The following is a 13006-nucleotide window of genomic DNA, read 5'->3' as shown; positions in this document are numbered from 1 at the left end:
GCCGTGTTGACGCTCACGCCCTACACCGACAAAACGGTTCAAGTCACGGAGTAAGCCACTACCTCTCAGAGCAGGCGTCTGGCCCCTCCTCTTCTTGTCCAAGCCCTCCATAATTTTGGCGATTTTACTCAAGCTGTCTTCAAAAGGTTGGCAGTTTCTTGCGCCTCAAACGACCTTTCAATACAACCTCTTCCCCATACGCACTCAACAACTTTGTGTAACTTCCTTAAAAGCGACCCCTCTTAGGCCCTGCGACTCTACAGCGTCTTTGAATACTTGACTGACATATAGCACTTGCGGATTCTCAGGAATGCGAAAAATCTCACCCTTGTAATTTTCCGGAATTTTTAACACCGCCTTGTAAACTACGTAGCCACCCTCCCCCTTATCATAATCAGATTGATCAACATCAAATGCATCTGATAGAAGCTCGGTAACAAATACTGCGACATCCCCCGCACGCGGCCCGAGCAGCTTAACCCTAGGAAAAACCTGCAAAAAACCAAGCGCATCATATGCTTTTTCAGAGACAACCAAGATAGGCCTGAAAAAGGTAAAAAAATCAGAAAATGCCGATTTATTTTTATCATCACTATTATATATGACACGATAGCTCTGTTTTTCAGGCTCCAAAATTGCATCACCATATGCTAGCTTTGTAGCGAATTCCTGCAGACTTTCCACTTGGTCTGCATCGACCAATGTTTTATATTTGTCATTTTGCGTTATTGAATAAATTTTCATAAATCACCCAAATAATCCGGACCACTGAGCATCCCGTTGACTCGTAAGTAATGTATTGCGAATTCTATCGATCGCCTTCAAAACCATCGGCTTGCCACCAGCCTTATCTGCACTAATTATAAGCTGGTTAACACTTTCAAAATAAGAATTTGGATGCTTACCATTATGTAGGATCCCCGGCACGCTCGAGTCAAAGTTATTACGATTAGGCAAAAACACTCCATTGACTGCATCATCCACATGAATATCATGCTTTGCCAGGACCGCTCTCGCAGGAGCTGCAAGCTTGGCAGTATCACCAACGATGTGATGTGCAGCGGAGTTTGCGGGGCGGGGAGTTCCACCTTTTGTCATATTGTTGCTTAGCGCTTTGGAGCAAAGCCCCAATGGATCGATCCAACCAATAGCGCTAGTAGCATATTGGTACAGATTGACTCCGCCGGATAATCCAATCGGATCCTGCGTAACAAACCGCCCCACCTCCGGATCGTAATACCGAAACGTGTTGTAGTGCAGCCCCGTCTCGTCATCGAAGTACTGCCCCTGAAACCGCAGGTTCTGTTCGACGTCATTGACCGCCAGCTTTTCAACCGCCCCCCAAGCCTTGTACGTCGCCTGCCAGACAATCTGCCCTTCACGATCAGTCATCTCCAGCGGCGTACCAATCTGGTCGGTATGGAAGTAGTAAAGCTGCTGCTCCTCACCTTCCGCCTGGTCAACCCGCGCCAACGGCGCATAACTCCCCGGTTCATACAGGTACAGACTGCTCTGCCCTGGACGCTCCTCACGCAGCATCCGCAAGCCTTGCCAGAGGAAACGCTTCTGCTCGGATCTGCCGTTGACCACTGAAACCTTGGCAACCCGCCGCCCGAGGCTGTCGTACTGATACGAGCCAGTACTTTCCAGCTTGCCATTGACCAGCGTCTCGGCCCGCACCAAGCGATTTTCACAGTCATAACGAAACGTCTGCAGCTTGCCCATGCCGCTGTGTTTTTCAATCAGGTTGCCCCACGCGTCGTAGGCATATTCCTGATCCCGCCAGCGCTTGAGGCGGTTGTCTTTGACGTGATCAAACTGGCTGATGTTGAAATTCAGCCGATTCGCCGCCGCGTCGTAACGAAACTCTTCGCTGTCGACCAGCTTGCCGGTGTCGCGGGCGTGCAACTGTCCGTTGGCTTCATACTCGTACTTGATCTCGCCGCGCAGTTTGTCGAGGGTGCGGGTCAGTTCCCCAGCCGGGTCGTACTGGTGGCGGCGGTGGATCGGGTTGTAGGCGTGCTCCACCAGCAGTTCGGGGTGGATGCCGGGGTTTTGGATGCGCGAGAGTTTTTCCGCCGGCAGGCGCGAGGCGAACTGCCAGCTCTTGCGGCCCATGGCGTCGTAGCCGAAGCAGCTGGTGAGCGTGCCCTGGGTGCGCAGGACTTCGCGGTGCAGGTCGTCGCGCTCGATGTCGCTGATCAGTTGACCGTCGAGGTTGAGTTGGTGCAGGTGGCCGCTGCCGTAGTACAGGTGATTGAGGTGTTGGCCGCTGGGCAATGTCAGGGTGGTGAGGTTGCTCAGTGGGTCGTAGTCGTAGGACAAGGTGCCTTGCGCCGTGGTCTCCTGGATCAGGCGGCCGAGCAGGTCGTAGGAAAATTCCAGCGCTTCTGCGCTGACGCCGATTTTTTTGCCTTGCGCGGTCGGCAGGCGCTGGATTGACAGCAGGCGATCAGCATCGTCATACACATAGTCTTGACGGGCATCGGCATTGAGTTTGGCCAGCAAGCGGCCAATGCTGTCGCGCTCGAATTCGGTGCTCCGTTGTGGCCGTTCACCGCGTTCGCTGTAGCCGATTTCTTCGACCTGGGTCAGATGTCCGCCGAGGTTGTAGGTGAAGCGTCGGGTCAGGTTGTCGATGCGTTTTTCTTCGACCAACCGGTCGGACGCATCGTAGGCAAACTGGTACGCGGCGTTGTTTTCGTTGATCAGTGCGGTCAAGCGAATGGCCGGGTCGTACTCGTAGCGGATGCGCTGGCCATTGGCGTCCTGACGGCTGCTCGGCAAGCCTCGGGCGGTGCGCAGCAGGCGGGTGATCTGGCCTTTGCCGTCGGTGTGCGTCAGCACCTGGCCAAGGGCGTTGTAGGTGAACGACTCGGCGCTGCCGTCCGGGTGGTTGATGCGCAGCACTTCGCCGTCGGGCTTGCGCTCCAGCGTGGTGGTCTGGCCCAGCGCGTCAGTGACGGCGACCAGGTGCTGGCGTTCGTCGAAGCGGTAGGTGGTGTTTTTACCCGAGCAATCCTGGAAGCGTTCGACCTGGGCCAGGGTGTTCCACCACAGGTATTTGGACTTGTGGGTTGCATCGATGATGGTGTGCGGCAGGCCGTCGTCGCCGTTGAGGTATTCGGCAGTGTGACCGAGGGCGTCGACTTCGGCGATGAGGTTTCTTTTGGGGTGCGCCAGGCCCTGTAGTCGGAGTAATTCATCTGGATGTCGCAGGCCATAGTATTTTTTCAGGCGAATTTAAGCTTTGAATTTAGATTCTTTTATCAATACATCACTTCGTGATTGTGTATCTTCCAGAAATATAGAAATCCACGTATCCATCACCTCAAAAACATCTATACCCAATTCCGGCTCCATGGGTTGTTCATGCCACCAGATAACACCTTTATCATCCGCATGATTATTTATATCGACAGCTAAATAATCCCCGCCCCCATTAGAAAAAATTGTGACCCAGTTTGCTGCGAAGCTCGTTTCTTCTTCATCAATTAAATCTGCCACACATGAAAAGTCTTCGATCTTTTGAGGCCCCATTGATTGCGCGGGAAAAAAAGTGAAGCCATTGTGTACATGCAAATAGAAATCCGACAACCTACCCGCAATCAGATTGATCTTATCTGACTTCAATGGACAGCTACTTAGTGGCAACCCGCCGACATAGTAATAAAGACCACTAGCATCATGGAAGACATATAACAATTCAACTTTCTCGCCACCCAAGACAAACGTGCCGACCAAGCATGTATCTAGCAAGGACAACACCCAAGGCATTTTATCGGCAAAAGAATACCATGCAGCGGGAAACTTGGGTTGCTCAGAAAAAACGACACCAAACTCTTTCCACCCCGTCGGAACAACCACATCCGCGGGCAATTCATTCGGTGAAAAATACACATCACGATCGAAAAAACAAGTTTTAACTTGTTCCACCACGCTTTCCAATGCAATCATTTTCGACACTCAGATTCATCCCCACCACTAGTTCCGCAACCGAAAAAAACAACATAAAAGTTCCAGACCAATAAAAATTCAAATCACCTGATTTATTGCACTCGACAAATACCACTCCCAAAATCTACGCCGCAATTCAGAATCACCACTATCGTCCAATCCCCCGGCGAAAGCAGAAGCCATTAAAAAGCTAGGTTCGAATGCGTCAGGATCGAGGTCACGATCTTCACGATCATCGGAAGCATCAAACACAAAATCAGCTGTTGCTGTAGCAACTGTGTTGGCAGCAGCATGACCAACGAACATTGCTGGATACTCGTCAGGTTCGTATTCTTGATTTTCAACTGCATCAACATAGAAATCATCTCGAATACTCAGGGCTTTCACTTCAGAGAGCTTCCCCTCAACGGTATCAAGCGCTACAGTTAGAATCGTGATTAAATTCTGAGAATTTCCAAACTTATGTGACCAGATTGCTACGCCATGATTTACACAAATATAATCAAGCCTGGTAAGAATCAGCCTTTTCACCTCGTCAGGCTCATCAACCGTAATGGTGTTCCACAAAAGTTTTCTTAAAGGTAGAACCAGTTCGCCTGACGGCGAATTCTTAACCTCACCTATAAGCTGCTTAACTAATACTTCTGATTTTTTGTTCATTCCAATCTCAGAGTTTTATAAACCGTCCGATCAGGCTTGAAGATCCGGGCATCAGAAATTTTAAGCATTGAAAAAAAGTAGTTGAACGTAGCGGCGCAGCGAACTATGCAACGCCGCATCCGACACTGACAAAATGCATGATAGTCCTTTAGCTACCGCGAACACTAAGTCTATTCAACGAATTTCTCAAAATCAGCATACTGCAACTGATGTTTTTCCAAAGCACTTTTAGCCTTATCGGAAACGACCAGCCTATGATCAGTTGCAACACCAAAGTCTGACACTCCAGCCTGACCTTCAACTTTCAGCCACAAGAATTTTGGCAAAACCGTCAATGGCTCCATTTCATCAAACTCTTCAGACTTTGAAACCTTTACAGAACCTAAAGAAAATCCTGTAAGGTTTAGCTTGGTGATTTCTGAGGCCACGGCCTCAGTTACAATAAAACACGGAAAAGTTTCCAAAACCTCATCACCCAACCAACCTTCAAACTTATACTCTAACCTTGTCACTACAGGCGGATGGCTTGCAGTATTTACTACAGCATCCTCACCAAACCCCCCAGCAACTTCTGGCTCTAAATAATAAAACATCGCAACTCCATTAATCTCTAATCGGCGGGTTGAATTGATTACCTATCATATCATCAATTTGAGAGGCCTTGTCCAATAGCTGCTGCTTCGTAGGAGAGGGTGTTTCTCGATAAAAACGATTCCACTCCTTCCTAATATAACTTAGATGCAAGTCAGAGTTTTTTTCTTTAGGAATACCGCGCAAATTTTCCAGCGAGTGCATTTCTTCTTTTTTAACCAGGTTTGGATAACGCTTCATCACTTGCTGCTCTACCGCATGATGGACAACGACCTTTCCTTTTTGACTCGGGTAGGCCTCGAAAAAAGTTGCTTTGTAATCATCTGATGTCGCTTTACCAAAGGTAGCTTTAGACTGTTTAGGAACAATCTTCACATTCGCAAGATTCGACCCAACCCCCTGAACCTTAATCTCATACCGCGCATCGAACCACTTACCACCTTTAGCCCCTAGCCCTCCTCCTAACAAAGCGCCACCGAAGGCCATCAGTTTCTGTCCATCTGACCCTTGACCAAACAACTCCCCGCCAGCCCAATTTCCCGCCAATCCCCCTGCGACAGCGCCAACAAGCCCTGCAACCACGACCACCGGGCTTGCCAATACGAAGGCACTCGCCAAACCGACGACGAGAACTGCTCGCTCCAGCCACTCCGGGACTTCGGGATTTATCGGGTCGGTCGTATCGGTGCCCCCGCCGATGAATACATTAGCGGAGCCTGCACTGATTTTTCCGTCACATACCGTTCGATCTCCAACACGCGCAGCAGGCTGACCGTTGATACATACCGAGTCGCTACCTTGGGCCAAAATCTGAGGGGCTGAACCATGTTGTGTGCACACCGCAGTATCGACGTGAGCCCTAGCGGCGGCCCTCCCATTGATAAACACATTTCCTGAACCACTGTTGATCTGGCCTGCGTCATGAGTGGCAAACGAAAGACTTCCAAGTAATTGGCCGATGCCGGCACCCGTTGCTGCACCGGCTCCAACCATGGCACCCAGCGCGATTGCGCCAAAACCCGCGGTTCCTACAATTGCGATACCAATCAGCACCGCACCTGCGCCGAGGGCGAGCCCCCCCAGTAGCCCACTTAGCGCGCGGGAATGCTCAATTGGATCATCCAGGCGTGCCGCTGCTTCGCTCATTCTTGCGAAGCCTCTTCAGCGTCAACCTCGTTATCAGGCGGATAGCGCAATTCCAGTGAGGCGATCAACTCATCGAAGCGGCATCGCTCTTCAGTCGTCATGCCTTTGGGGTTGTTGCTGGTGCCCGTGATTTGCATGAGCAATTCTTGCTGATGTTCATCGCGATGAAGAAACATCAATTGCAATTGATGAACTGGTTGCCCCTGTTGTCGCCAGCGAAACTCGACTCGACGCGCATCAAGCCCCGCCACTTGAACGGGAGTAAGCGGCTCGATCCATTCAACATGCGATAAAGATTTTTTCAACTCGCCGAGTAAGCGCTGAGCCATGGTTTCAAGATCGGCACCACTCTCAATCGGCGAACGCCCTACGACTAACGAAAAAGGACTGGGTCCCATATCCGTCATTGTGAATACATGGAATGTTTTATCTTTGAGATGGGCAGGACGAACAAAACTCAACTCATTAGTCTGAAAGCGTTCGGGAGGTGGAGGTGGTGCGTCGAGTGCCTCCTGCTCCAAGCGCTCTGCTTCGAGTCGCTGTTCCTCACGAATCCTTTGCTCGGAGATTCGGTCGTAAATACTGGTTCGCATGCGGCAGTCCCTTATCCGTCAGCTTATTTGTTCAGGTTGATGACGGTTTTACCTTCCACATCAACCACGATGCCGGACAGGGTAATCGTCCCGTCCTTATTCATGACTAGCTTGCTGGCGCCGACTTCCAGAGTGATGGAGGTCGCAGCCTTGATCTTCACTTCGCCTTTATCGACGGTCACGTAATACGATCCCTCCTCTACGGCAATGCTGGTCTCCAGCTTGATTGTTTCCGAGTGCTTGCCTTCAACCTTGATCTGGCGACTTCCACCAACCTTAAGGGTTTCGTCAGCTTCGATTTCCGTATCCATATTGCGCTCGGCATGGACAATGATCTGCTCGGCACCCGCCTTGTCGTCGAAGCGGAAAAAGTTCGCATTGCTGCCCTTCCCCTTCATCGACCGCGTCAGGAACCCGCTCTGGGTCTTGTTCGCTGGCAACGACCACGGTGGCATGTTCTGGCTGTTGTAGAGGCTGCCCATGACCAGTGGGCGATCGGGATCACCATCGAGGAACGCCACGACCACCTCATCGCCCACGCGAGGGATCAAGACACTGCCGAAACCGCCACTGGCACCGGACTGCGCGACGCGGACCCAGCAGGAACTCTTGTCGTTGAACTCGCCGTAGCGGTCCCAGTGGAACTGCACTTTTATCCGGCCGAGTTCGTCGGTGTAGATCTCCTCTCCGGGTGGGCCGACGACGATGGCGGTTTGTGGGCCGGAAATGGTGGGTCTTAGCGTATCCAGTTGAGGCCGGAATGTGATTTTCTTGCGTACGCAAAAAAAGTCGTTGGCATAACCCGCCTGCCCACCGGACAGGTAATTATTACTGCCCCGGTGCTGGATGCTCATTAGCAAAAACTGTCGATCTTCCACCGAGCCATTATCGTGTTCGTAATGCTGCGTGAGTTCAAACGTGTAGCCGGGACGCATCGCCCGGCAGTTGCTCGCACCGGAAAACTCCTTGCCCTTGAGTTCCAGTGCTTCGATGCGATTGCGCACCAGCACTTCGCCGTCGTCGTAGTTTCCATGGGTGTATTGGCCCATGAAATCGTAAATCTCGTAGGCCGGTACATCGCCCTGCTGATTGAGACTCTTCATGGTGACCGGAAGACGGTTTTGAGGTTGGCGGTAGTCGAAGGTCTGAACCGCCATTTTGCTCGACTGCAACTCCCGCACTGCGTTCCAGTGGGTAATCGAGTCCGCTGTTTCAGTAACGGACGCCGTATGGAAACGTACTTGCGGTTGCTCTGGCAGCGCGGGCAGCTGGGTTGAGTCATCCATGATGATCAAAGTATGGCTATCGGCGGTGTGCTCGTAGTAATAAAACAGCCCTTCGTGCTCAAGCAGGCGCATCACAAAATGCCGATCACTTTCTCGATACTGAGTGATATAGCTATGGGGTTTGAGCGTACGATTGATGCGAAACTCGAACTTGGCCAATCCTTCATATCGACTGAACACATTGGTAATCACTTGCTCGACCGTTTGATCCTGGAAAATCTGCGAGTCGAACCGCTGTTCAAGCAAACTGAGCCAGGAGCCGATCAAGGCCGAGTAACGGCACATCCCCCCATTGCTGCCATTACTGCCGAATCGCAATACATGCCCGTTGATGTATCGACTTTCACCTGTGGCCAACTCGATTTCGATCGTCGCCGACTGCCCCATCGCACTTTTAAGTTTTACGCTGGCATCGTCGGACAGCAGGTCCAATTGGAAGCCGAACTCCATCGATAGCCCCTCGTGTCCGACGAAGGATTCAAGCAGCAGTTCCTGGCCACTTTTAAGCGGCATGGTCAGTTTGAACAGCCGCCGGTTCTGCGCGGCAAACAAGGATGAAAGGTCCATTGTCATATATAACTCCTGAAAATCAATGTTCGGACAACCGTTATTCCAACCTGCCCAACTGAGAAAAATTACGAAATCACATCACAAATTAGTATTGGGTGCCAAGAAGCGTCCGATCCAATCACTGGTTCGCATTTCACGAATCTCTTCGATATTCATGAATGTGTATTTGAATTGGCCACTCCTTTCTCGACCTTTCAGCGTTCTCAATGCAGGCATACTGGCGTGATGATAAAACAGCATAAAAAATGAAATAACGATAAAAAGAAAAACAAGTAACGACGCAGATGACCCGAAAGCGTTAAACATCGGATAGATAAGGGTCCCCAGAGCTATACTCAGAGCACCTGATATCCAGGGATTTCCAGAGGCAACCGCAACTCCCTCAACCCTCACCCCCTTTACGACCAGCATACAACATCTGCTGCGTCGCATACGCAAAATAACATAAACAATCAACGATACAGCTAACGGGGTGCAACTGAGTAAAACTGACCAAACGACGCCAAGTTTCAACTGCTTTGAAAGGACCACTAACAATGCTACAAATGCAAAGCCTGGTGCAATTCCAAGATTGGTAAACAACCTAAGGCTGGCGTACTTGGAAAACTGCTCAGTCCGATAGGCACAGTTTATACAATAGTATGTCAACCAAATCACAGCGAGAATGGCGGGCACAGATAGAGCTTCTGGTTGAACCCCGACCGCCAAAATTGCTTGCAAGGTGAATAGAAACCAAGCCCCAAAAATCCTGCAAAAATAACGCTGTGAATCGATATAAAACATAATCAATCCCGCCTGGGAAGCTTAAACACTGGGCGACTGGCGCAAGGAACCCAGCCATTTAAATAACCGGCCCAGCCACCAGCGACTGCGGGCTTCGCGAATTTCATCGATTTGCATGAAGGTATAGGGGGTCGGCATTTTGCGTTCCCGAATACGGAGAGTGCGCAGACCGCGGATGCTGTGGCGTAAGTAGAACACCATAAATACACATCCCCCTGTGCAGAGCACTATCGCAACCATGCTGCCCATCTCTGTACTCACCGACTTCAGGAACATACTGCCTGTGAGCGTCGACACACCGGAAATCAATCCGACATTATAGCTCTTGGTATTCACAACTTTTTTTGGACGGACTGCAACCCTATTGCCTACGCAATCGAAAGGAAAAAACGATGCTTTGCTATAAAAGATCATCAGAAACATCAGATATACGATGCTAATCGGTACCATCCCAATGGCTACAGACCTGAAGTCACCCCTACCAAATAAATCTGAAGCGATCAAGTACGCCAAATTACCGGAAATATAAGGCAAAGCCGTCAACCCAGCTATAAATACCGTTGATAGAAATACAACAAACCTCTCACAACAATAAATCAAATACAAACTAAAACCAAAATAAAAAACGACAAAAAGTAAATAACACCACCAAAAATACTTGAAATCAAAAGATCCAAAAGCGCCAAAAAAAGCAACCATAAAAAACGTCAAAAAAATCTGTTTTTTTATAATCTTCGAGTCGATCATAAAAACTTCACTCGTTAACCTATCGCCCACATCACGCCGACGTACGCAGGGTGCCTACCCATTTCAACAATCTACCCATCCACCACCGGCTACGGGCTTCACGAATCTCATCAATTCTCATGAAGGTGTACGGGATTGGCATGCCACGCTCTTGCAAGCGAAGAGTACGGATGCCACGGATTATGTGACGGAGACGAACAAGCAAAAACACCCATATGACAGTCCCCAACACTATAGAAACCACCCCTCCATTAAATGAGCCAACAGACTTCATAAAAAAGCCACCTGCCAAAGTCGTAATACCTATAAACACCCCAAAAAGCCCACCATTTTCCTTTACCTTAAAACCACGAGCAGCAACCCTACGGCCAGTTATTTCAAAAGGTAAAAAAGAAGATTTCGTAAAATATATCAGAATAAACACCGCACCTATTACAAGCATAGGCCCCATACCTACCATGACTGCTTCTATCATGCCAAACCCTAAATTTTTTTTCAAAAGCAAATAGCTCAAGCTCGACAAAAGATACACCAACGAATAACTACTAGCACAAAGCGTTATCAATACAAAATTCGTGTATCTCTCACACATATAGGCCAAATAAAAAGTAACCAACAGCATACACAAACTACATACAAAATATAAACACCAGTAATACGGAAAGCCTGAAATTTTGAAAGCACCAGCAAATGTCATTGCAAAAAATACAAGCCAAGGAAGTTTTTTTACCATACGAGCATCGGCATCAAACATTCTTCTTCCCATTTGATCTCACAGTGACGTTTGACGACCAGGATCCCGGCTACCGACGTGAGGAAGCCATCCAATTAAACAGCCTACCAACCCACCAGCGCCCGCGAGCTTCACGTATTTCGTCAATTTCCATAAACGTATATGGTACTGGCATGCATCGTTCCTGTGTACGGAGGGTCCGTAAACCTCGAATGCTGTGTCGCGCCAAAATCAAAATAGTTATTGAAAAAACTGTACAACCTACAATCAACACCGCACTACTTGTCAATGCATCAACGGACTTAAGAAACATACCACCTATGAGTACCGATACACCCGCAACCATTCCGAAGCTATACCCCCCCTTACTCCGCTCCCGCCTTTTACTGGTAACCCTATTACCTATACACTCAAAAGGAAAATGCGTAGACTTAGTACATAAAATTATGTAAAACACACCATAAACCAATACAATCGGTGTCAAGGCAGCAACAATAGAAATCCCACCCCCGCCACTTGGTAGAGCTGAAACAGACACATATGCCAAACTACTAGCCAAAAACAAAAATATGGCAACCCCCACAAAAACCATCGTTGCCAAGAACACTACATATCGCTCACACCCGTAGATCAAATACAAAGCCCAAGCAAATGAAAAAATAAAAAAAACCGAATAGACTGACCAGTAATAACTCAAATTAGACGGCCCAAAAAGACCAAAAAAAGCCATCGAAAAAAATAACAACCAAACACTTCTTTTCATATTGACTACATCAACCATAACAAACCCTCACCTTGTTAAATGATTTCCTATTAGCTTATCGGTACCGGTCTTAACCATCAGGGCCTGCACCCCTGTTCCTGCTAGCCAACCGGCAATTACAATCAAGACCAAAGGAGCGGCCCCTAATCCAAGACCTACTGATATCACGCTAACTACTGCGCCCCCGACGACCCCGCCCGCAAACGCGGCAACATTAGTCGGCTGACTATAAGCAGACGCTCTATAAAACTCACCCATCGTTGTCGAACTTGAATAATCCAGATACGCCTGAGGCCCAATGGCTAACGCCACCCCCATCGTATTACCCGTCATAAACTTTAGGCCACCCGTTGCACCATCGGCGTGAAGCATTGCCCGCTGATTAAGTGCCCCCTTGGTCCCATAAGCCGGAAGATGAGCCACTTGCCCTCCAACCTGCCCAAGCACCTTGTAACTTTGTGCCTGAGCCGTAATCGGCACTTCAAAATGCAACTGCCCCGCAACCCGAATCAGTTTTATCCGGCCCTTGAAGGCTCTTCTAGCCGAGGTCGAGTTCGCTGCTCCACGACTATTAGCCCACTTGATCAGTTTTTTCTTGTCGGCCGCAGAGAGATCCAGCAAGTCCACAACCGACTTAGACTTGGAAAATGCAACTGCGCTGGTACCGGCACTTACCAAGGTCCCAGGCAAGTTAGCCGGAGAAAACATCAAATCCCCAATCTCTGGGATTGATTGTACGGTTTTTTGCAGTTGTTTCAGCGCCTCAACGGAAACATTCGCTGCCGCCCCCAGGTTCCTGATTAACGAGCGCAGTAACTGCAAGGACTCTTGCGCCTCACTCGGCGACATGTCCAATTCGGGCGAAGCCAGTTCATGGGCAAGAAACATCGCCGCGTTATAATCGCTCGTCGCGTAGTAACCGGCAAAATTCTGCGGCGCAGGGAACGACCTCGAGGCGATCTCGCTGGGAAATGAAAGTTGACCGCCAGCGATCAAACCGGCTTGTTGGCGTGTACCACGAGGGTTCGCCACTGTGCAGGGTAAAAACCTTCCGTCCATGTTCCTTCTCCTATACCCGCCCTTCGAAAAGCTCCGCAGGAAAATATTGCAGTGTAAAGCCCCGCTTCCTTTTACGAACGTCGCATTCAACTAACCGACGCTGATAAACCCATCTCGC

The 13006-nt window shown here is 49.4% G+C and carries 12 protein-coding genes and 1 pseudogene; all 13 read right to left on the bottom strand.

From position 1 onward, the window contains the following. Window positions 1–204 precede the first annotated feature (204 nt). The 13 genes and pseudogenes from KW839_RS06780 to KW839_RS06720 all read right to left on the bottom strand — a co-directional run bounded on the left by KW839_RS06780 (window position 205) and on the right by KW839_RS06720 (window position 12888). Complete coding sequence (locus KW839_RS06780; protein ID WP_218423801.1) at window positions 205–744, bottom strand: double-CXXCG motif protein; 540 nt, start codon at window positions 742–744, stop codon at window positions 205–207. Window positions 745–747: 3 nt separating this feature from the next. Next, a pseudogene (locus KW839_RS06775) lies at window positions 748–3171 on the bottom strand (RHS repeat-associated core domain-containing protein); the annotation flags it as partial. A 72-nt stretch (window positions 3172–3243) separates the two neighbouring features. After that, entirely contained in the window at window positions 3244–3957 is a 714-nt protein-coding gene (locus KW839_RS06770) for an SMI1/KNR4 family protein (RefSeq protein ID WP_256352576.1), read from the bottom strand. A 78-nt stretch (window positions 3958–4035) separates the two neighbouring features. Further along, window positions 4036–4617 (bottom strand): Imm5 family immunity protein, encoded by a 582-nt coding sequence (locus KW839_RS06765; RefSeq protein ID WP_218423799.1) that lies wholly within the window; start codon window positions 4615–4617, stop codon window positions 4036–4038. Window positions 4618–4787: 170 nt separating this feature from the next. Next, complete coding sequence (locus KW839_RS06760; RefSeq protein WP_218423798.1) at window positions 4788–5210, bottom strand: hypothetical protein; 423 nt, start codon at window positions 5208–5210, stop codon at window positions 4788–4790. 10 nt (window positions 5211–5220) lie between these two features. Continuing rightward, complete coding sequence (locus tag KW839_RS06755; RefSeq protein WP_256352550.1) at window positions 5221–6354, bottom strand: PAAR domain-containing protein; 1134 nt, start codon at window positions 6352–6354, stop codon at window positions 5221–5223. Continuing rightward, a complete protein-coding gene (locus KW839_RS06750) occupies window positions 6351–6947 on the bottom strand; it encodes a DcrB-related protein (protein ID WP_056724000.1) in 597 nt (198 codons plus the stop codon). Before KW839_RS06750 ends, KW839_RS06755 begins: the two co-directional genes overlap by 4 nt. 23 nt (window positions 6948–6970) lie before the next feature. Next, on the bottom strand, window positions 6971–8806 hold the full coding sequence (locus KW839_RS06745; RefSeq protein ID WP_218423797.1) for a type VI secretion system tip protein VgrG: 1836 nt from the start codon (window positions 8804–8806) through the stop codon (window positions 6971–6973). A gap of 75 nt (window positions 8807–8881) precedes the next feature. After that, window positions 8882–9586 (bottom strand): hypothetical protein, encoded by a 705-nt coding sequence (locus tag KW839_RS06740; protein WP_218423796.1) that lies wholly within the window; start codon window positions 9584–9586, stop codon window positions 8882–8884. A gap of 21 nt (window positions 9587–9607) precedes the next feature. Beyond that, on the bottom strand, window positions 9608–10333 hold the full coding sequence (locus KW839_RS06735; RefSeq protein ID WP_218423795.1) for a hypothetical protein: 726 nt from the start codon (window positions 10331–10333) through the stop codon (window positions 9608–9610). A 31-nt stretch (window positions 10334–10364) separates the two neighbouring features. Then, window positions 10365–11087, bottom strand: coding sequence for a hypothetical protein (locus KW839_RS06730; protein ID WP_218423794.1), 723 nt, complete (start codon window positions 11085–11087; stop codon window positions 10365–10367). A gap of 49 nt (window positions 11088–11136) precedes the next feature. Then, a complete protein-coding gene (locus KW839_RS06725) occupies window positions 11137–11847 on the bottom strand; it encodes a hypothetical protein (protein WP_218423793.1) in 711 nt (236 codons plus the stop codon). Between the two features lie 9 nt (window positions 11848–11856). After that, the gene (locus KW839_RS06720; protein WP_218423792.1) at window positions 11857–12888 is read right to left on the bottom strand and encodes a hypothetical protein; all 1032 of its coding nucleotides are present in this window, start codon (window positions 12886–12888) and stop codon (window positions 11857–11859) included. Window positions 12889–13006: the final 118 nt, after the last annotated feature.

The sequence above is a fragment of the Pseudomonas sp. PDM31 genome (genome assembly GCF_019218965.1).
Taxonomy (GTDB): Bacteria; Pseudomonadota; Gammaproteobacteria; order Pseudomonadales; family Pseudomonadaceae; genus Aquipseudomonas.
This window is presented reverse-complemented; position numbering and strand designations above follow the sequence as displayed.